This window comes from Streptomyces sp. NPDC085927, from assembly GCF_044540975.1.
Taxonomy (GTDB): Bacteria; Actinomycetota; Actinomycetes; order Streptomycetales; family Streptomycetaceae; genus Streptomyces; species Streptomyces hirsutus.
In genome coordinates this window covers 277,563-296,351 of record NZ_JBITSN010000002.1, presented here as the reverse complement: position 1 = coordinate 296,351, position 18,789 = coordinate 277,563, and the positions used below count along the sequence as shown (strand labels likewise).

Here is an 18,789-nt window from a genome sequence, read left to right as displayed (position 1 = left end):
GATTCCTTGCCGTCGGTCCGGTCGGTTCGGGTCACTTGGCCAGGCCGGCCGCGAGCAGCTCCACGAACCCGATGTCCTCGTTCGCGACGCCGAACACCTCGGCGCGCAGCAGGGTGCGTTCGGCCCAGGCGCGGTGCGGCTTCACCTCGTTCATCTTGTTCGTGTACGCCGACCTCATGACACCACCGCCGCCGCGTTCCGGCCGCAGGATGTCCTGGGCGTCGCTGTACTCCTCGTGGCTGACGACGGACAGCGCGTGCACGGGCAGGACGTGCGAGGGGTGGATGCAGGTCTTGCCCTGCAGTCCGTTGGCCCGGTCCAGGGAGATCTCCCGCAGCAGGCCGTCCATGGCGTGCTCGATCAGTGACTGGCGCAGCTCCACGGCCTGCACCTCGAGGAACGGGCTCTGCCGCAACTGCGGCTTGAACATGCGCTCCTGGACCCGGAAGTACTCCCAGACCGGTCCGGTCACGGTGAATCCGGTGCCGTCGACCCGGGCCAGCATGTTCACCACGTCGGCGATCACGGAGGCGACGATCTGGAGGTCGTAGGCCGTCATGTCGGGACCGCGGCGCAGCCCGTACGGGGAGCAGAAGTCGGTCACGCCGAGGCGCAGGGCGAGGACCCGGTCGCGGTACTTGTCGACCGCGCGGAGGATGCCTTCGAGGGTCTCCACACGGGTCTCGCGGTAGAGCAGCTCCGGCGACTCCAGCACCGGCATCGCGAAGAGGCGGTGGCCGCCGGCGGCCTCGGCCACGGTGAGGGCCTCGAGGAAGGGCACGCCGCGTTCCTCGGTGAACTTCGGCAGGACGAACCCGGACAGCAACCCGCCGGTGGGGCCGAGGCGCCGGACGAGGTCGGGTATCTGCTCGGGGGTGCGGACCCGGATGAACAGCAGCGGCAGAGTGGCCCCCGGCCGGCCGGCCAGGTCGGCGAACTGGGCCACAAGGTTCGCCTCGCCGGCGGCCACGTCGTCGTCGCCTATGGAGTCCTCGAGGCACAGCACCATCGAGACCACGCCGTTCCCGGCCTGCTTGACGATGTCGTCGGCGAGCCGGGGGCGGGTCGCGGGGCTGTACAGCGTGGCGCCGAGCGCCATGGAGAGCAGACGGGCCGGCGACTGGGCCGTGAACAGGCCAGGCTCCCGGTAGAAGAGACGTTTCCGCACCGCAGGGGCGATCTGTCCGAAGTGATGCATTGAACTCCCCCGGGACCGTTGGGCATGCTGAGGAATGGCTGTGGAATGTCGGAAGGTGGCCGGTAATAGTACGTACGTATCCATGTCGGCGGTTCCCGCCGGGCGTGAACTTCAGGTGACCCGGTCATGTCGGTGCCGGGCGGCATCGGCGCGCGCCGGCACCCCGCATTGTCGTGACCAGGACGGAGAGGGCAGGATGACCGCATGACGCACGCCATGCTGAAGGGGTCGAACGTCCCGCTCCGGACCACCACGGTACGCGCCGTCCTGCGCTGGTCCCCCGGCCAGGGGGTACCCGACGTGGACGCGTCCGCTCTGCTCCTCGGGCTCGACGGCCGGGTCCGCTCGGACGAGGACTTCGTCTTCTACAACCAGCCCCGGCACCCCTCCGGCAAGGTGTGGCGGCTGGGCAAGAAGCGCGTCGCCGAGAGCCTGACCGACACGATCCAGACGGATCTCGGCGGGGTCGAGGAGGGCGTCGGGCGGATTCTGCTGGTGGCGTCGGCGGACGGTGTCACCTTCGACACCGTGGACACGCTGCGCATCCTGCTGTACGACGCGCAGGCCCCGGACACGGAGGCGCTGGCGTACTTCGACGTCACGCCGGAGACGGGCCGGGAGACCGCGCTGATCTGCGGTGAGCTGTACCGGCGCGGGGACGGCTGGAAGTTCCGGGCGCTCGGCGAGGGCTATTCGAACGGGCTGAAGGGCCTGGCGACGGACTTCGGGATCTCGGTGGACGAGTCGGAGGCCGCACAGGAACCGCCCGCGGCCGACACCGACGCCGACGCCGCCCCGCCCGCGCCCTCGGCCCCCTCCGAGGCGCTGACCCAGGCGCACGCCCCCGTCGCGGCCGATCTGTCCGGCCCGATGCCGCCCGAACAGCCGCCGGGGGTCCCGGCGCAGCCCGCGTACGGCTACCCGCCCCAGCAGCCGCCGGCCACGCAGCCGGCCTACGGCTACCCGCAGCCGGCCGGCCGTCCCGCCTACGGCTACCCCCAGACGTCCCCCGCGCCCGCCACCGCGGCGGCCCCGTCCGGCTACGGCTATCCGCCCCCGGCCGCCCACACCCCCGACCCCGACTTCCGCCTGCCCCCGCAGGGGCCGCAGTTCATCGGGCGGTAGGTCCCCTCCACAGGCCGGTCACCGCCCCGTCTTCGACTTGAAGCCGCGCCCCCACTGCAGGCCCCAGCCGTAGAGGCGGTCCAGCTCTCCCTGGAAACCGTAGACGAACTTCACCTCGCGGTGGACGATGATCTCCTCCTTGACGTTCTCGATCATCACCACCGCGCAGGAGCGGGCCTGCGGGTGGCGTTCGTCCAGGCTTATCTCGATCCGCGGGCCGTTGCTGGGGTAGAGCGTGACCATGGCCTGGGTCCGGTCGAAGGCGGGTGTCTGGTCGTAGATGTACACGAAGACCAGCAGGCGTTTGATGTTCTCGCGCTGGTCCAGGTTGACGTAGAGCGTCTCCCCGGACCCGGAACCGAACCGGTCGTCGCCGCTGAGCTTGACGTACGGCGGCCCGTTGACCTCGCCGAGGAAGCCGCCGAGCGGCTGGACCACGCCCTTGGTGCCGTCCTGGAGCTCGTACAGGCAGCCGAGGTCCAGGTCGACGTTGACCATGCTCTGGCTGTGGGCGATGACCTCCGGGGGCTTGAGCGCCTTGAGGGGATGGCGCAGCAGGCTCTCCCGCCGGGAGCCGCTCAGGTCGGAGGTCCGCATCCGCCAGCTCAGATTGACCCGCAGGTTTCCGGTGGCCGCGCCCTGTTTGGTCAGGGACACCTGCGCATTCCGTTTCGTCAGCTCGATGGCGTTGGTCGCCGCGTTGCCCGAGTCGAAGGCGCCGTCGTTTCCGCGCCACAGTCCGTCCAGGAAGCCCATTCCCGCCCCAAGTCCACTCGTCGAACCCCGCTGCCCCGCTGGTCCCGCTGCCCCGCTGGTCCTTGCCGCCCTGCTGCCCCGTCGGCGCCCCCGCTGCCCCGCCCGCCCCACGGGTCGCCCCGGGGCCCGCGCGGGCCCAGGACGGCCGTCGGGGCGGCCCCGAGGACTGGTCCTCGACGGCCGCCCCGAACAGAGCGTTCCTCACCCGGAGGGCTGTCACACCCCGGAGGAGACCTCGGTCTTCTCTCCCGTGCCGCCCTCGGCCGCCGCGTGGGCCTTGTTGCGGCGCACGGAGGACCAGAAGGACAGGCCGATCAGGAAGACACCGATGAAACCGGTGATGAGCTCGTTGACCTCGTACTGGATCGTGATGAGCAGGAGCGCGGCGAGGGCGCCGATCGCGTAGTGCGCGCCGTGCTCCAGGTAGACGTACTCGTCGAGGGTGCCCTGGCGGACCAGGTAGACCGTCAGCGAACGGACGTACATGGCGCCGATACCGAGCCCCAGGGCCATCAGCACGATTTCGTTGGTGATGGCGAAGGCGCCGATCACGCCGTCGAAGGAGAAGGACGCGTCCAGGACCTCGAGGTAGAGGAACATGAAGAACGCGGCCTTGCCGCCGATGGCGAGGGCCGTCTTGGGCTTGCCGGCCCGCGCGGCCTGTTCCTCCTCCTCGTGCTCACGCTCCTCCGTCTCCTCGAGCCGGTTCTCGAAGTAGCCGGAGAGCCCGCCCACGATCATGTAGGTGATCAGACCGCCGATACCGGCGAGGAGGACGGTTTCCGCCTTGTCCACGTGCAGGCCGCCGTGCTGGTGGGCGTTGGCCCCGACCGTGAGGGAGGCGGTCAGCAGGACGATCAGCGCGATGCAGGCCGACAGCATGTCGACCTTGCCGAGCTTGGACAGCGGGCGCTCGATCCAGGTCAGCCACTTGATGTCCCGGTCCTCGAAGATGAAGTCCAGGAAGATCATCAGCAGGAACATGCCACCGAAGGCGGCGATCGACGGGTGGGCGTCGGTGACCAGTTCCTGGTAGCGGTCCTTGTCGGTGAGGGCGAGATCGACCGCCTCGATGGGTCCGAGCGAGGCGCTGACGGCGACGATCACGACGGGGAAGACCAGTCGCATACCGAAGACGGCGATCAGGATGCCGATGGTGAGGAAGATCTTCTGCCAGAAGGCATTCATCTTCTTCAGGATTCCGGCGTTGACCACCGCGTTGTCGAAGGACAGCGAGATTTCGAGGATCGAGAGGATCGCCACGATGCCGAAGGCGGTCCACCCCCCGAAGAGGATCGCTGCGACCAGGCCGAGCGCGGTGACCGCGAACGACCAGCCGAAGGTTTTCAGAACCACTGGCTACCCCATCGTGTGTTGGGGGCTCCCCCGGACGCTCTCCGGAGGAGACTCTCCCCGCTGCCGTAGTCGGCTTTACGAAACGTTGACTCCGAAGTCTAGAGCGATGCCCCGCAGCCCTGACGCGTACCCCTGTCCCACCGCCCTGAACTTCCACTCGCCCTGATAGCGGTAGAGCTCACCGAAGATCATCGCGGTTTCCGTGGAGGCGTCCTCCGACAGGTCGTAGCGGGCGAGCTCCTGACCGTCCGCTTGATTGACGACTCGGATAAAAGCATTGCTGACCTGGCCGAATGCCTGGCCGCGGTCGTCGGCCAGGTGGATGGAGACCGGGAAAACGATCTTGTCGCACCGGTCCGGCACCTTGGAGAGGTCGACCAGCAGGGACTCGTCGTCGCCGTCGCCCTCACCGGTGAGGTTGTCACCCGTGTGTTCCACCGAGCCGTCGGGGCTGTGGAGCTGGTTGTAGAAGATGAACCACTCGTCCCCCATGACCCGGCCGCCGCTGCACATCAGTGCGCTGGCGTCGAGGTCGAAGGGGGCTCCGGTGGTGGAGCGCGCGTCCCAGCCGAGCCCGATCAACACCTGCGTGAGGTTCGGTGCGGCCTTGGACAGGGAGACGTTTCCTCCCTTGGCGAGCGTGACGCCCATGATCCTGGTCCCTCCCCTTGGGGCCTGTCTTTCGGTTCCTCCCGGGAACGCGAGGCCCGGCACGCACATCTGCCGCGTCGTCGTCGGTCGCCATGGCTCCGCCATGACTCCCTCCTCCGCCTTGCAGCTGCACGCACCGGTCCCCGCTCACCGGAGCTTTGCCAGGTGCCGTCTCTCGGAGCCGGGATGAACCCGAAGACAGGACCGTGATGTTTCTCAGATGGTCCTGCACGTCCGGCGCCGCACGTAAACCGTGCGGCGCCGGACGGAACAGCCGTGCGAGACGGCCGGACCCGGGCGTCGACGCCCGGGGCACGAATGTCTCAGACGTTCACACCGAAGTCCTGGGCGATGCCCCGCAGACCGGAGGCGTAGCCCTGGCCGATGGCGCGGAACTTCCACTCGGCACCGTGCCGGTACAGCTCGCCGAAGACCATGGCGGTCTCGGTGGAGGCGTCCTCGGACAGGTCGTAGCGGGCGATCTCGGCGCCGCCGGCCTGGTTGATGACGCGGATGAACGCGTTGCGCACCTGGCCGAAGGACTGCTGGCGGTTCTCGGCGTCGTAGATCGACACCGGGAAGACGATCTTCTCGATCTCGGCGGGGACACCCGCGAGGTCGACCTTGATCTGCTCGTCGTCGCCCTCGCCCTCACCGGTGAGGTTGTCGCCGGTGTGCTCGACCGATCCGTCGGGGCTCTTGAGGTTGTTGAAGAAGACGAAGTTGGCGTCGTTGGTGACCTTGCCCGTGTTGTTCACCAGCAGCGCGCTGGCGTCCAGGTCGAAGTCGGTGCCGGTCGTGGTGCGGACGTCCCACCCCAGTCCGACGATGACCGCGGTCAGGCCCGGCGCCTCCTTGGTCAGCGATACGTTGCCGCCCTTGCTGAGGCTGACTCCCACGAGTCCTCCATTGATGTCCGGGGGCGGGAAGCCCCGTCGTGCGTCGGATGTCGGATCAACGAGTCGATCCTAATAACGGGTTCCCGGCCACCGCAGGTCCCGGGGCCGAGGAATCACCGCTGTCGGGCGTGCTCACAGCGTGTCGAGCACCTCGACGTAGTCGTTCAGGTCGCGTGCGTCCGGCAGCGCGTTGACGACCGTCCACCGTACGAGGCCCTCCCGGTCGATGACGAAGGTCCCCCGTACGGCGCAGCCCTTGTTCTCGTCGAAGACGCCGTAGGCGCGCGAGACGTCCCCGTGCGGCCAGAAGTCGGACAGCAGGGGGTACTCCAGGCGCTCCTGCTCGGCGAAGACGCGCAGGGTGTGGATGGAGTCGGTGGAGACCGCGAGCAGCCGCGTGTCGTGGTCGGCGAGGCGGGCCGGGCCGTCGCGCAGGGCGCGCAGCTCGTCGGTGCACACGCTGGTGAAGGCGAAGGGGTAGAAGACGAGCACCACGTTCTGACGGCCGCGGTGGTCGGACAGCCGGACGGGCGCGCCGTGGTTGTCCTTGAGCTCGAAGTCGGGGGCGTGCTCGCCGACCTGGATCGCCATCGCCTGGATCGTCCCTTCGGGGGGTGCTGTGCCCGGTTCTGTTCCCTGGGACCACCCTACGCAAGGGGTACGGCAAAGGGCCGGACGGGCTGAGCTGGTCAGCCCGTCCGGTACACAGCGGGATACGGCCGGCCGCGGGAGCGGGCCGCCGCCGTGGTTACCTCCGGGACTTGGCGGCCTTGGGTGTGGCCAGTCGGCTGCCGCTCCAGTCCTTGCCGACGCTGACGCTCTTGGCGGCGGTCAGGCCGGCGGTGGTGGCGGCTTCCGAGATGTCACTCGGTTCGACGTATCCCGAACGGCCGGTCTTGGGCGTCAGGAGCAGAATCGCCCCGCCTTCCTCGATGTACGTGCCGGCGTCCACCAGCGCATCCGTCAGGTCGCCGTCGTCGTCGCGGAACCACAGCACAACGGCGTCAGCCACGTCGTCGTAGTCCTCGTCGACAAGGTCGCTCTCGATGACGCCCTCGATGGCCTCGCGGAGCTCCTGGTCGACGTCGTCGTCGTAGCCGATCTCCTGGACCACCTGCCCGGGCTGGAACCCCAGCCTGGCGGCAGGGTTCGTCCGCTCCTCCGCGTGGTCCGCGGTCGCGCTCACGGGTTGCCTCCTGATCATGGTTTGGGAATATCTCAGCCACGCGCGGGCGCGCGGCGTTGGCCGTAGTCCACACGGGCGGGGCGGATCGCGCAAGTACCCGGCCGCCCGGACCGCCTAAACGGTGACGATCCTGGCCGGGCCACCGCAACTCCAGGCACATCATCCTGGCCCACAGTGACTCACACCACACCCTTGTGCCCCGAATGGGCGTTTGGGAACTGTATACGGGTACGAGACTCGCATGAATCCGAGATTCGCTCCGTACGCCACCGTACCGGTGTCGGGTGCGGGTTACCTATTGGTAGAGATGACGTGTGCGGCCCCGGGGTGGACGATGGGGATCGCGCAGACCCGGCTACATCAGTGAAGCAGCGGCCTCCTCACGGCCCTTCGACAGGTAAGGAACAGCGTGGCTTCCGCATCCGATCGCAACCCGATCATCATTGGTGGCCTTCCGAGTCAGGTTCCTGACTTCGACCCCGAGGAAACCAAGGAGTGGCTCGACTCCCTCGACGCCGCCGTCGACGAACGCGGCCGGGAGCGGGCCCGCTACCTGATGCTGCGCCTGATCGAGCGGGCCCGTGAGCGGCGCGTGGCCGTGCCCGAGATGCGCAGCACGGACTACGTGAACACGATCCCCACCCGCGCGGAGCCGTTCTTCCCGGGCAACGAGGAGATCGAGCGCAAGATCCTCAACGCGACCCGCTGGAACGCGGCGGTGATGGTCTCGCGCGCGCAGCGGCCCGGGATCGGCGTCGGCGGCCACATCGCCACCTTCGCCTCCTCGGCGTCGCTCTACGACGTGGGCTTCAACCACTTCTTCCGCGGCAAGGACGAGGGCGACGGCGGCGACCAGGTCTTCTTCCAGGGGCACGCCTCGCCGGGCATCTACGCGCGGGCATACCTGCTGGACCGGCTGAGCGAGCGGCAGCTGGACGGTTTCCGGCAGGAGAAGTCGAAGGCACCCGAGGCGCTGTCGTCGTATCCGCACCCGCGGTCGATGCCGGACTTCTGGGAGTTCCCGACCGTGTCGATGGGCCTGGGCCCGATCAGCGCGATCTACCAGGCCCGGATGAACCGCTACATGCAGGCGCGCGGCATCGCCGACACCTCGAAGTCGCACGTGTGGGCGTTCCTCGGCGACGGCGAGATGGACGAGCCGGAGTCGCTGGGCCAGCTGACGCTCGCGGCCCGCGAGAACCTCGACAACCTGACCTTCGTCGTCAACTGCAATCTGCAGCGCCTGGACGGGCCGGTGCGCGGCAACGGCAAGATCATCCAGGAGCTGGAGTCGGTCTTCCGGGGTGCCGGCTGGAACGTGATCAAGCTGGTCTGGGACCGTTCCTGGGACCCGCTGCTCGCCCAGGACCGGGACGGCGTCCTGGTCAACCGGATGAACACCACGCCGGACGGCCAGTACCAGACGTACGCCACCGAGTCCGGGGCGTACATCCGCGACCACTTCTTTGGTGACGACCACCGGCTGCGCGCCATGGTGGAGAACATGACCGACGACCAGGTGCTGCACCTGGGGCGCGGCGGCCACGACCACAAGAAGATCTTCGCGGCGTACCAGGCGGCGAAGGACCACAAGGGCCAGCCGACGGTGATCCTGGCCAAGACGGTCAAGGGCTGGACGCTGGGCCCGAACTTCGAGGGCCGCAACGCCACGCACCAGATGAAGAAGCTGACGGTCGACGACCTCAAGGGCTTCCGCGACCGGCTGCACCTGCCGATCTCCGACAGGGAGCTGGAGTCCGGCCTGCCGCCGTACTACCACCCGGGCCGGGACTCGGAGGAGATCCAGTACATGCACGACCGCCGCAAGTCGCTCGGCGGGTACGTGCCGACGCGTGTGGTGCGCTCGAAGCCCCTCGCACTGCCCGAGGACAAGACGTACGCGAACGTGAAGAAGGGCTCGGGCCAGCAGTCCATCGCGACGACCATGGCCTTTGTCCGCCTCCTCAAGGATCTCCTGCGGGACAAGGAGATCGGCAAGCGGTTCGTACTGATCGCGCCGGACGAGTACCGCACGTTCGGCATGGACTCCTTCTTCCCGAGCGCGAAGATCTACAACCCGCTCGGGCAGCAGTACGCGTCCGTGGACCGCGAGCTGCTGCTCGCGTACAAGGAGGCACCGAACGGGCAGATGCTGCACGACGGCATCTCCGAGGCCGGCTGCACGGCCTCGCTGATCGCGGCCGGCTCGGCGTACGCCACGCACGGCGAGCCGCTGATCCCGGTGTACGTCTTCTACTCGATGTTCGGCTTCCAGCGCACCGGCGACCAGTTCTGGCAGATGGGCGACCAGCTGGCGCGCGGCTTCGTCCTCGGCGCGACCGCGGGGCGTACGACGCTGACCGGTGAGGGCCTTCAGCACGCGGACGGCCACTCGCAGCTGCTGGCGTCCACGAACCCGGCGTGCGTGGCCTACGACCCGGCCTTCGGGTTCGAGATCGCGCACATCGTGCAGGACGGTCTGCGCCGGATGTACGGCGGCGACGAGGAGCACCCGAACGGCGAGGACGTCTTCTACTACCTGACCGTCTACAACGAGCCCATCCGGCACCCGGCCGAGCCGCAGAACGTGGACGTGGACGGCATCCTCAAGGGCCTGTACCGCTTCAGCGAGGGCACGGCGGGCTCGATGCCGGCCCAGATCCTCGCGTCCGGTGTCGCGGTGCCCTGGGCCCTCGAGGCGCAGCGGATCCTCGCCGAGGAGTGGGACGTCCGGGCCGACGTCTGGTCGGCGACCTCCTGGAACGAGCTGCGGCGCGAGGCCGTGGAGTGCGAGCGGCTCAACCTGCTGAGCCCGGAGGAGGAGCAGCGGGTGCCGTACGTCACCCGGAAGCTGTCCTCGGCGCAGGGTCCGGTCCTGGCGGTGTCGGACTGGATGCGGTCGGTGCCCGACCAGATCGCGCGCTGGGTGCCGGGGACGTACCAGTCGCTGGGCGCGGACGGCTTCGGCTTCGCCGACACGCGCGGGGCGGCCCGGCGGTTCTTCCACATCGACGCGCAGTCGATCGTGGTGGGAGTGCTGACGGAGCTGGCCCGCGAGGGGCACGTCGACCGGTCCGTGCTGAAGCAGGCCATCGACCGCTACCAACTGCTCGACGTGGCCGCGGCCGACCCGGGTCCGGCGGGCGGCGACGCCTGACGCGGGGGCGCGACGCGTGACGAAGGGCCTCCGGCGTTCGCCGGAGGCCCTTCGTCCGTTCCGTTCCGGAGACTTCCGTCCGGTGTCCGGGTCACCCGGTTCGTCCGGGCCGTCCGGGTGGTCAGAACACTCCGTAGCCCGAGCCGGTGGCTCCGGCCAGCCAGATGACCGCCAGCAGCGTGTCGATGGCGCCCAGCACCACGGCGACCAGCGCCGGGATCGAGCGGGACCCGCCCCAGCTGCGGCCCATGGCGAGCCAGCCGCAGACGATCGCCGCCGGGCCGAGGACGATCCCCAGCACGAAGAATCCGGCGACCGCGCAGATGACTCCGATGATTCCGAGCGTCGCGCGATCCGGCCCGGTCCGTGACCACGTCCGGCCACGTGAGCGGGGGTGCCTGCGCGTGCCGTTTCCGAAGCTCGCCATCATCAACTCCCTGAACCCCGGGGTCGATTGGAGTTGTAGTGGGGTTCGACATGCGGGTACCCCCACTCGGGGCGTGAATGCCCCCGAAGCGACGGCGGGCGGGCCGCTGCCTGCGCGCTGCCCCCCTCCGGCAGCGCGCCGCAGCCGCATCCCCCAGGCCCTGCGGAGGACATGACCCACTGTGACCTGCGGCACCCTCGTAACGGGAGGGGTCACCCCATCGGTTCACCCTGATGAGCGACCCCGGTCACCGGGTCCGGGCCCGTCAGATGTGGCCGACGCCCGCGCCGGCTTCCGCGTTCTCACCGCGCTTGGTGAGGAAGGCGACGCCCACCGCCACGACGGCGACTCCGGTGGCGACCAGGGAAGCCGTGCTCATGCCGGAGATGAAGGTGTCGTGGGCCACGTCGGTGACCGTCGCGACCATCTCCGGGGGCATCTGCTCGCTCACCGGGGGCACACCGACCTGGACGGCCTCGGCGGCCTGCGCGGCCTGTTCCGGGGTGAGCGGCTGGAGTCCCGCGTCCGCCCAGTTGTCCGCGAGGTCGTTGTCGACCTTGGAGGCCATCACCGCGCCCAGCACGGCCGTACCGAGGCTGCCGCCGACCTGCATGGCGGCCTGCTGGAGACCACCGGCGACACCGGAGAGCTCCAGCGGCGCGTTGCCCACGATCACCTCGGTGGCTCCGACCATGACGGGGGCCAGGCCGAGGCCCAGCAGGGCGAACCAGAGCGACATCATGGCGCTGCCGGTGTCCTTCTGGAGCGTGGAGATGCCGAACATGGCGAGCGCGGTGAAGGCCATGCCGCCGGCCAGCGGGATGCGCGGACCGACCTTGGTGATCATCACGCCGGCGAGCGGGGAGCCGACGATCATCATGCCGGTGAGCGGCAGCAGGTGCAGACCGGCGTCGACCGGGCTCAGGCCGTGCACGTTCTGCAGGTAGAAGGTGACGAAGAACAGGCCGCCCATGAAGGAGATGGCCATGAGGATCATCAGCACGACACCGGCGGACAGCGGGACGGAGCGGAACATCTCCAGCGGGATCAGCGGCTCCTTGACCCCCCTCTCCCAGAACGCGAAGACCGCGAAGAGCACCACCGAGACGGCGATGAACCCCCAGGTCTTGAGGTCTCCCCAGCCCCACTCGGGGGCCTTGATCAGCGCCCAGACGAGGCAGAACATCGCGCCGGACAGCAGGGCGATGCCGGGGACGTCGAAGGAGTGCGGGCGGTTCTCCGCGCGGTGGTCGAGCAGGATCCACACACCGAGGGCGAGCGCGACGACGCCGACCGGGACGTTGATCCAGAAGACCGACTGCCAGCTGACGTGCTCGACGAGGACGCCGCCGAGGATCGGGCCGCCGGCGGTGGAGGCACCGATGACCATGCCCCAGATGCCGATGGCCATGTTGAGCTTCTCGGCCGGGAAGGTCGCGCGCAGCAGGCCCAGCGCGGCCGGCATCAGCAGCGCGCCGAACAGACCCTGCAGGACGCGGAAGACGATGACCGACGCGATGCTGTCGGACAGGCCGATCGCGCCCGAGGCGGCGGCGAAGCCGACCACGCCGATGAGGAAGGTCTGCCGGTGGCCGAACCGGTCACCGAGTTTGCCCGCGGTGATCAGGGAGACCGCGAGGGCGAGGAAGTACGCGTTGGTGATCCACTGGACGTCGGCGAAACTGGCGCCGAGGTCGCTGGCGATGGCGGGGTTGGCGATGGCGACGATGGTGCCGTCGAGGGCCACCATCATGACGCCGACGGCGACGGCGAAGAGGGTGAGCCAGGGATGGCCGCGCAGCCCTCTGCCGCGTGCCGCGTCCGACGAGGCGTCCGGAGGTGTCCTGTCCCCGGGTCCCGTCGCGTCGATGGTGGTCTGACTAGTCATGCGTTCGAGGCTAGTGACAGCCACTGACAGTTGACAAACCAATTCATCGATCGGTAACTCGGTCGACACACCCGTATAGCCTGAACTGGGAGAACAGTTCAGGAAGCGTCCCGGGGAACCACGGGAACCACGGGGAACCGCAGGGAACTCCGGGGAACCACAGGGGAATCGATCCGGAGAGCCACGGGAGGAACGATGGAGACGGTCGGGACCGTCGTCGGCGCGGTGCCGTCGCCGGGCCTGCGGGAACGCAGGAAGCGGCTCACCCACGACGCGCTGGTCCGGTCCTCCCTGGAGCTGTTCGCGACCCGCGGCTACGAGGGGACGACGGTCGACGACATCGCGGCGGCCGTCCACGTCTCGCAGCGCACCTTCTTCCGCTACTTCGCCAGTAAGGAAGAGGTCGCGTTCTACATCCCGCGCCTCGCGGAGTCCCTCGTCGTCGACGCCGTACGGGGGCGCCCTCCCGGCGAGCCGCCGCTGGACGTGCTGCGCGGAGCCCTGCGGGAGAGCTGGGACGGCATCAACGAGGTCGTCGAGCAGGTCGTGCCGCTGGAGCTGCACCTGCGGGTGTACCGGGTGATCGAGTCGACGCCCGCGCTGCTCGCCGCGCATCTGCGGCGTTCGAGCGAACTGGAGGAGCGGCTGGCCCGCGTGATCGCCGACCGTGAGGGCGTCGACCTGGACACCGATCCCCGGCCGCGCATCCTGGTGGCCGCGGTCTGCGGCGTGGTCCGGGTCGCGGAACGGTCCTGGTCCGCCGGGGACTCCGGCCTCGGCGCCCTGCGCGAGCTGATGACGGCCCACCTGGACCAGCTGGGGCCCGCCCTGGCGGGGTCCTGGAACGACGCCCGACGCACCTCCGGGTGACTACTGCTCACCATCGACGCATCGAAACGTGATACCCGTCACTCGGTTGACGTGAGACCCTCTCGTTCTCCTAGTGTGTCCTGTCAGTGACTTCCTTCGACACCACCCCGCAACTGAACGTGTGGCGTGCGCTCCTCGCACTGGCCGTCGTCTTCGTGATGCTGGCGACCACCGGCTGGACGGCACTGCGCCGGCACCGGGACGCGGCGCCCCTCCCGGCCTCGCTCACCGCCTGGGAGAAGGGGCACATAGGAGGTCACCGGCTGCCCGACCCCGACTCCGCGCCCGCCGAACTGGCCCGGTTCTTCGCCTCCCTCAGCAAGGCGCAGCGGGTGGGCCTCGTCCACCGCTTCCCGCTCGCGGTCGGCAATATGAACGGCGCCCCGGCCACGCTGCGCTACCGCGCCAACCGCATCGCGCTGGAACAGGCCCGCGAGATCGAACGGGAACGGATGCGCGACAAACGGCTGACGCCCGCCGGGCAGCATCAGGCGGGCCGCCGGATGAACCGCTTCACGGCCCTGATGAGTCCGGGCCGCCAGATCCTCTCCTTCGACCCGTCGGGCTCCGGCCGGGCCGCCGAGGTGTTCGGCGACCTGCGCGAGGCCGAGCGGGTCTCGGTCGTCGTCCCCGGCGTCGACACCGACCTGCTCACCTTCCAGCGCAGCCACCGCCGCTACGCGGCGCCCGTCGGCATGGCCCAGTCGCTCTACGCGGCCGAGCACACGGCGGCCCCCTCGACCCGTACCGCCGTGATCGCCTGGGCCGACTACACCGCGCCCAGCGGACTCGGCATGGAGTCGGCGATGGCGGCGCGCGCCGAGAACGGCGCGGCACGCCTCGGCGCGCTGCTGCGCGCCCTGCCCGGCGAGGCCCGCGTCTCCCTGTTCTGCCACAGCTACGGCTCCGTGGTGTGCGGGCTCGCCGCGCCCACGCTGCCCGGCCGGGTGACCGACATAGCGGTGGCCGGCAGCCCCGGCATGCGGGCCGAGTCGGTCACCGACCTGCGCACCCACGCGCGGGTGTGGGCGATGCGGGACGCCGACGACTGGATCCAGGGCGTGCCCTATCTGGAGGTCGGCGGGCTGGGGCACGGGGCCGACCCGGTGTCCTCGGCTTTCGGAGCGCGCGTGCTGTCGGCGCGTGAGGCCCGGGGACACAGCGGGTACTTCGTGCCGGGCACCGACAGTCTGCGCAACTTCGCCGAGATCGGTGTTGGCGCATACCGCGCGGTGGACTGCGCACACGAGAACGGCGTATGCCGGGCGGGTTTGTCCGGTGCCGCCGCATCGGAACGCGCGTAGAGAACGGAGGAACTGCGGTATGCCCGGGGAGGGGACGAAAAAGCTCGTGCCGCATACGATGAGCCGCATGGGTGACGTACTGGCCGGATTTCACGCTGCCTGGGAGTTCGAGTCCGACTCCGTGCTCATCCGGTACGAAAGGGGGATCAGAACACCCAAGTTGTTTCAGGCACTCGGGGAACGCCGCATCCCCCTGGAGGCCGTCGCCGGAGTGACGCTGACCCCCGGCAGACGCGGCACCGTCGTGCTGCGCATCGAGCCGCGGCCCGGCGCCGACCCGTTGATGGAGGCGGCGGCCGGTCAGCTGAAGGACAGTTGCGACCCCTACCGGCTCGTGCTGCCCGCCGAACGCGAGACGCTCGCCGAGTACTACGCCGACGAACTCCTCTCCCTGCTCACCGAGTCGGGCCCCGCCGAGCGCCATCTGGTGTCCGCCCCGGACACACCGCTGCACTTCAAGGCGTACGACGGCAGGGCCTCCTTCGACGGGAAGGCGGTCTCCTTCCGCTGGTCCTGGACGGGGGCCTCGTCCGCGAAGTGGAAGGCCGGCGACCAGCGCTTCCCCGTCGGGGAGTTGTGCGGCGTGGAGTGGCGTTCCCCGGAGGTCTTCGAAGGGCATCTGCGGCTGCTGCGCCGCGACGGGCCCGCCCGGCCCCCGCAGGCCGACCAGGACCCGGGGGCCGTGGTGTTCGGGCTGGGCTACGGGCCGGTGCACGAGTCGCTGCCGTTCGCGGCGGCCGTCCTGGCGGCGGCGCGGACGACCGCGCCGGTGCCCGCGGTGGCCGTGGCCGCCGTGCGCCGCGACCCCGCGGACATCGCCGACCGCATACGCCACCTCGGGGAACTGCACGAGGCGGGACTGGTGACGGACGAGGAGTTCTCCGTGAAGAAGGCGGAGTTGCTGGCGGAGCTGTAGGGCTCCGCCGGCCGTGGCGGTGGTCCGCCGCGCTCCGCCGGTCGTACGGGTGTGGCGCTACTCCCGTCCGGCGGACGTGAACGCCATGTTCGGGTAGCGGGTGCCCGCCACCTTGGCGGCGATCGGGTCCAGTCGGGCCAGTTCCGCGTCCGTGAGGGTGATCCGGGTCGCCGCCGTGTTCTCCTCCACCCGGGTGGGCTTGCGGGTGCCGGGGATCGGGACGACCGGCAGGCCGTGCACGGCCGACCGCTGCTGGACCCAGGCCAGGGCGATCTGGCCGGGCGTGGCGCCGTGCGCGTCGGCGACGGCGCGGACCGGAGTGAGCAGGGCCGCGTTGGCCACGGCGTTCTCGCCGGTGAACCGGGGCATCTGGCGGCGGAAGTCGTCCGCTGTGAGGTCCTGGCCGGCGTCGACGAAGGAACCGGTCAGGAATCCCCGCCCGAGCGGCGAGTACGGCACCAGGGTCACGCCCAGTTCGCGGGCGGCCGGTACGACGTTCGCCTCGATGTCGCGGCTGAACAGCGACCACTCCGACTGCACCGCGGCGATCGGGTGCACGGCGTGCGCGTCCCGCAGTTCGCCCGCGGTGACCTCGCTCAGCCCGAGCTGCTTGACCTTGCCCTCGCGCACCAGCTCGGCCATGACGCCGACGGTCTCCTCGATCGGCACGTTCACGTCGCGCCGGTGCATGTAGTAGAGGTCGATGGTGTCGATGCCGAGGCGCTTCAGGCTCGCCTCGACGGCCTGCCGGATGTACGGGGCGTCGTTGCGGACGATCCGCCGGGTCGGCTCGTCGGGCGGGATCGACAGCGCGAACTTGGTCGCGATCACGATCTCGTCCCGGTGCGCCCCGAAGAACGGGGACAGGAACCGCTCGTTCTCCCCCGCCCCGTACGAGTCCGCCGTGTCGTAGAGCGTGACGCCCAGTTCCAGGGCCCGCTCCAGGGTCGCCCGGGAGGCGTCCGCGTCCGCAGGGCCGTAGGCGAAGCTCATGCCCATGCAGCCCAGACCCTGCACGCCCACCTCGGGGCCGCCCGCGCCCAGTGGGGCCGTCGTGATCCTGCCGTTCGTGCCGTCGGTGCCGTGAGTGCCGGGGGTGCCGTGGGTCATCGGGACCTCTCCGACGCCAGGGCCCGCCCGGCGTCCGCGTAGAAGCTGATCTTCCGGTCGAGCACGGCGAGGGTGCCCTGGAGCTCCGCGATCCGGGCCACCACGTCCTCGCGGGTCGCCTTGAGGAGTTCGAAGCGGTCGGCGTAGGTGTGGTCGCCCTCCCGCACCATCTCCGCGTACCGGACCATGTCCGCGACCGGCATCCCGGTCAGGCGGAGCTTGCCGACGAGGGCGAGCCAGTCGAGGTCGCGGTTGCTGTAGCGGCGCTGGCCGGTGTGCGACCGGTCGATGTGCGGCATCAGCCCGATGCGCTCGTACCAGCGCAGGGTGTGTGCGCTCAGCCCGGTGAGGGCGGCCACCTCGCTGATCGTGTACTTGTCCGCGCCGTCCGGCCGCCGGTCGCCCTGCGGCGGCCCGGCGCAGGTGTCGGTCCTGGCACCCGTGCTCTCACCCGTGGTCTCCGTCACCGTCATACCCTCCACGCTAGATCCCTGGAGTGCACTCCAGGCAAGCACGACCGGCGGGAAAACGGCGGGAGGGCGGACGTCCTGGCCGATTAGCATGCCGGCCATGACTCGTGTACCTCGTGTACGCCGTGCGGTGGCCGACGACGCGGAGGAAGTACTGCGCCTGCGCCAGGTGATGATCGACTCGATGGCCCGTTCCTCCCCCGCCACGGACTGGCACGCCGACGCCCTGCCGGTGCTGCGCGCGAAGCTCGCCGAGCCGGACGGCCCGTTCGCGGCGTTCGTCGTGGACCGGCCGGAGCGGGGCGGGCTGTCGGCGCTGGTGGCCGGCACGATCGAGTACCGCATCGGCGGCGCGTACAACCCGCACGGCACCGACGGCTATGTCTTCAGCGTCTCCACCGACCCGGACGCCCGCCGCCAGGGTTGTGCGCGGGCGTGCATGGAGGCGCTGCTGGAGTGGTTCCGGGAGCGCGGCGCCCGCCGTGTCCGCCTCACCGCGTCCGCGCAGGCCGAGCCCCTGTACGCCTCCCTGGGCTTCGCCCGGAGGCCGGACCCGTTGCTCGAGCTGCGGCTGTGAGCGCATACCCTCGAGGGCATGTCGCTCAAGAGCCTCGCGCTGATCGAGAACTGGCCGGTTCCCACCGCGGCGGCGGGCGTCGTCCGGGCGGACGGCACCGTCCTGGGGACCCACGGCCCCACCGGCCACCGCTTCCCGCTCGCCTCGGTCACCAAGCCGCTCGCGGCGTACGCGGTGCTCGTGGCGTACGAGGAGGGCGCGATCGAGCTGGACGAGCCGGCCGGTCCCGAGGGCTCGACGGTCCGCCACCTCCTCGCCCACACCTCCGGCCTCGCCTTCGACGAGCACCGGGTGACCTCCGCCCCCGGTGAGCGCCGCCTGTACTCCAACGCCGGGTTCGAGCAGCTCGGCGACCACATCGCGAAGGCGACGGACATCCCGTTCGCCGAGTACCTGCGGCAGGCGGTGCTGGAGCCGCTGGGGATGACGTCGACGTCCCTGGAGGGCACCGCCTCCCCGGCGAAGGACGGCACGTCCACGGTGGACGACCTGCTGCGCTTCGCCGCCGAGGTGCAGGCCCCGCGCCTGCTGGACCCGCGGACCGTCGCCGAGGCGATGACGGTCCAGTACCGGGGCACCAAGGGCGTCCTGCCGGGCTACGGCCACCAGAACCCCAACGACTGGGGCCTCGGCTTCGAGATCCGCGACTCCAAGTCCCCGCACTGGACGGGCGGCTCCTCCTCGCCCCGCACCTTCGGCCACTTCGGCCAGTCGGGCACGTTCCTGTGGATCGACCCGGCGGCGGGCGTCGCCTGCGCGGCCCTGGCCGACCGCGCCTTCGGCCCCTGGGCGGTCGAGGCCTGGCCGCCCTTCACGGACGCGGTCCTGGCGGAGATCCGGGCCTGAGCTTGTTCATGGAGGGATGGCACCCGGGGCAGAGACCGGAGCGGCATGGGCAC

General features: G+C 70.1%; 18 protein-coding genes. 7 read left to right on the top strand and 11 right to left on the bottom strand.

Going from position 1 to position 18,789, the window contains the following annotated elements; all coding sequences use genetic code 11:
* Nucleotides 1-31: 31 nt before the first annotated feature.
* Complete coding sequence (locus ACIF80_RS06280; RefSeq protein ID WP_399800040.1) at nucleotides 32-1,198, bottom strand: HpcH/HpaI aldolase/citrate lyase family protein; 1,167 nt, start codon at nucleotides 1,196-1,198, stop codon at nucleotides 32-34.
* 204 nt (nucleotides 1,199-1,402) lie between these two features.
* Here ACIF80_RS06280 and ACIF80_RS06275 point away from each other — a divergent pair, with 204 nt between their 5' ends.
* A complete protein-coding gene (locus ACIF80_RS06275) occupies nucleotides 1,403-2,323 on the top strand; it encodes a TerD family protein (protein ID WP_399800038.1) in 921 nt (306 codons plus the stop codon).
* 18 nt (nucleotides 2,324-2,341) lie between these two features.
* On the opposite strand, the gene ACIF80_RS06270 is transcribed toward ACIF80_RS06275, so the two are convergent.
* The 6 genes from ACIF80_RS06270 to ACIF80_RS06245 all read right to left on the bottom strand — a co-directional run bounded on the left by ACIF80_RS06270 (nucleotide 2,342) and on the right by ACIF80_RS06245 (nucleotide 7,171).
* Nucleotides 2,342-3,079 carry a Tellurium resistance gene (locus ACIF80_RS06270; RefSeq protein ID WP_399800035.1) on the bottom strand — a complete coding sequence of 246 codons (738 nt, stop codon included), beginning with the start codon at nucleotides 3,077-3,079 and terminating at the stop codon, nucleotides 2,342-2,344.
* A 216-nt stretch (nucleotides 3,080-3,295) separates the two neighbouring features.
* Entirely contained in the window at nucleotides 3,296-4,435 is a 1,140-nt protein-coding gene (locus tag ACIF80_RS06265) for a DUF475 domain-containing protein (RefSeq protein ID WP_399800032.1), read from the bottom strand.
* A 75-nt stretch (nucleotides 4,436-4,510) separates the two neighbouring features.
* Nucleotides 4,511-5,086, bottom strand: coding sequence for a TerD family protein (locus tag ACIF80_RS06260; protein WP_399800029.1), 576 nt, complete (start codon nucleotides 5,084-5,086; stop codon nucleotides 4,511-4,513).
* A gap of 323 nt (nucleotides 5,087-5,409) precedes the next feature.
* Nucleotides 5,410-5,985 (bottom strand): TerD family protein, encoded by a 576-nt coding sequence (locus tag ACIF80_RS06255; RefSeq protein WP_055691342.1) that lies wholly within the window; start codon nucleotides 5,983-5,985, stop codon nucleotides 5,410-5,412.
* Nucleotides 5,986-6,117: 132 nt separating this feature from the next.
* On the bottom strand, nucleotides 6,118-6,576 hold the full coding sequence (locus tag ACIF80_RS06250; RefSeq protein WP_399800026.1) for a peroxiredoxin: 459 nt from the start codon (nucleotides 6,574-6,576) through the stop codon (nucleotides 6,118-6,120).
* 157 nt (nucleotides 6,577-6,733) lie between these two features.
* Nucleotides 6,734-7,171 (bottom strand): DUF3052 domain-containing protein, encoded by a 438-nt coding sequence (locus tag ACIF80_RS06245; protein WP_042170042.1) that lies wholly within the window; start codon nucleotides 7,169-7,171, stop codon nucleotides 6,734-6,736.
* Between the two features lie 409 nt (nucleotides 7,172-7,580).
* Between ACIF80_RS06245 and aceE the strand changes: the two genes are divergently transcribed.
* Nucleotides 7,581-10,328, top strand: a complete 2,748-nt coding sequence (gene aceE, locus ACIF80_RS06240) for a pyruvate dehydrogenase (acetyl-transferring), homodimeric type (RefSeq protein WP_399800022.1) — start codon at nucleotides 7,581-7,583, stop codon at nucleotides 10,326-10,328.
* 121 nt (nucleotides 10,329-10,449) lie between these two features.
* Here aceE and ACIF80_RS06235 read toward each other — a convergent pair whose 3' ends face one another.
* Together ACIF80_RS06235 and ACIF80_RS06230 are read right to left on the bottom strand one after the other, a co-directional pair.
* Nucleotides 10,450-10,758, bottom strand: coding sequence for a small hydrophobic protein (locus tag ACIF80_RS06235; protein ID WP_399800021.1), 309 nt, complete (start codon nucleotides 10,756-10,758; stop codon nucleotides 10,450-10,452).
* Nucleotides 10,759-11,020: 262 nt separating this feature from the next.
* Nucleotides 11,021-12,643, bottom strand: a complete 1,623-nt coding sequence (locus tag ACIF80_RS06230) for an MFS transporter (protein ID WP_399800018.1) — start codon at nucleotides 12,641-12,643, stop codon at nucleotides 11,021-11,023.
* A 195-nt stretch (nucleotides 12,644-12,838) separates the two neighbouring features.
* Here ACIF80_RS06230 and ACIF80_RS06225 point away from each other — a divergent pair, with 195 nt between their 5' ends.
* The 3 genes from ACIF80_RS06225 (at nucleotide 12,839) to ACIF80_RS06215 (ending at nucleotide 15,733) form a co-directional block, all read left to right on the top strand.
* Nucleotides 12,839-13,513: a TetR family transcriptional regulator gene (locus tag ACIF80_RS06225; RefSeq protein WP_399800016.1), complete on the top strand. Its 675-nt coding sequence runs from the start codon at nucleotides 12,839-12,841 to the stop codon at nucleotides 13,511-13,513.
* Between the two features lie 86 nt (nucleotides 13,514-13,599).
* Nucleotides 13,600-14,817 (top strand): alpha/beta hydrolase, encoded by a 1,218-nt coding sequence (locus ACIF80_RS06220; protein WP_399800013.1) that lies wholly within the window; start codon nucleotides 13,600-13,602, stop codon nucleotides 14,815-14,817.
* A 67-nt stretch (nucleotides 14,818-14,884) separates the two neighbouring features.
* Nucleotides 14,885-15,733, top strand: coding sequence for a DUF4429 domain-containing protein (locus ACIF80_RS06215; protein WP_399800010.1), 849 nt, complete (start codon nucleotides 14,885-14,887; stop codon nucleotides 15,731-15,733).
* A gap of 57 nt (nucleotides 15,734-15,790) precedes the next feature.
* On the opposite strand, the gene ACIF80_RS06210 is transcribed toward ACIF80_RS06215, so the two are convergent.
* Nucleotides 15,791-16,843 (bottom strand): aldo/keto reductase, encoded by a 1,053-nt coding sequence (locus ACIF80_RS06210; protein ID WP_399800007.1) that lies wholly within the window; start codon nucleotides 16,841-16,843, stop codon nucleotides 15,791-15,793.
* Entirely contained in the window at nucleotides 16,840-17,316 is a 477-nt protein-coding gene (locus ACIF80_RS06205) for a MerR family transcriptional regulator (protein WP_399800005.1), read from the bottom strand. The genes ACIF80_RS06210 and ACIF80_RS06205 overlap by 4 nt, the downstream gene beginning before the upstream one ends.
* 88 nt (nucleotides 17,317-17,404) lie before the next feature.
* Here ACIF80_RS06205 and ACIF80_RS06200 point away from each other — a divergent pair, with 88 nt between their 5' ends.
* Together ACIF80_RS06200 and ACIF80_RS06195 are read left to right on the top strand one after the other, a co-directional pair.
* Nucleotides 17,405-17,890: a GNAT family N-acetyltransferase gene (locus ACIF80_RS06200; RefSeq protein ID WP_399800002.1), complete on the top strand. Its 486-nt coding sequence runs from the start codon at nucleotides 17,405-17,407 to the stop codon at nucleotides 17,888-17,890.
* 18 nt (nucleotides 17,891-17,908) lie between these two features.
* Nucleotides 17,909-18,736, top strand: a complete 828-nt coding sequence (locus ACIF80_RS06195; RefSeq protein WP_399799999.1) for a serine hydrolase domain-containing protein — start codon at nucleotides 17,909-17,911, stop codon at nucleotides 18,734-18,736.
* The last annotated feature ends 53 nt before the right edge of the window (nucleotides 18,737-18,789 follow it).

What these genes read in the sequence shown, in the direction of transcription:
- ACIF80_RS06280 (WP_399800040.1), bottom strand. Translation starts at nt 1,198, where the DNA reads ATGCATCACTTCGGACAGATCGCCCCTGCGGTGCGGAAACGTCTCTTC.
- ACIF80_RS06275 (WP_399800038.1), top strand. Translation starts at nt 1,403, where the DNA reads ATGACGCACGCCATGCTGAAGGGGTCGAACGTCCCGCTCCGGACCACC.
- ACIF80_RS06270 (WP_399800035.1), bottom strand. Translation starts at nt 3,079, where the DNA reads ATGGGCTTCCTGGACGGACTGTGGCGCGGAAACGACGGCGCCTTCGAC.
- ACIF80_RS06260 (WP_399800029.1), bottom strand. Translation starts at nt 5,086, where the DNA reads ATGGGCGTCACGCTCGCCAAGGGAGGAAACGTCTCCCTGTCCAAGGCC.
- ACIF80_RS06250 (WP_399800026.1), bottom strand. Translation starts at nt 6,576, where the DNA reads ATGGCGATCCAGGTCGGCGAGCACGCCCCCGACTTCGAGCTCAAGGAC.
- ACIF80_RS06235 (WP_399800021.1), bottom strand. Translation starts at nt 10,758, where the DNA reads ATGATGGCGAGCTTCGGAAACGGCACGCGCAGGCACCCCCGCTCACGT.
- ACIF80_RS06230 (WP_399800018.1), bottom strand. Translation starts at nt 12,643, where the DNA reads ATGACTAGTCAGACCACCATCGACGCGACGGGACCCGGGGACAGGACA.
- ACIF80_RS06225 (WP_399800016.1), top strand. Translation starts at nt 12,839, where the DNA reads ATGGAGACGGTCGGGACCGTCGTCGGCGCGGTGCCGTCGCCGGGCCTG.
- ACIF80_RS06215 (WP_399800010.1), top strand. Translation starts at nt 14,885, where the DNA reads ATGGGTGACGTACTGGCCGGATTTCACGCTGCCTGGGAGTTCGAGTCC.
- ACIF80_RS06210 (WP_399800007.1), bottom strand. Translation starts at nt 16,843, where the DNA reads ATGACCCACGGCACCCCCGGCACTCACGGCACCGACGGCACGAACGGC.
- ACIF80_RS06205 (WP_399800005.1), bottom strand. Translation starts at nt 17,316, where the DNA reads ATGACGGTGACGGAGACCACGGGTGAGAGCACGGGTGCCAGGACCGAC.
- ACIF80_RS06200 (WP_399800002.1), top strand. Translation starts at nt 17,405, where the DNA reads ATGCCGGCCATGACTCGTGTACCTCGTGTACGCCGTGCGGTGGCCGAC.
- ACIF80_RS06195 (WP_399799999.1), top strand. Translation starts at nt 17,909, where the DNA reads ATGTCGCTCAAGAGCCTCGCGCTGATCGAGAACTGGCCGGTTCCCACC.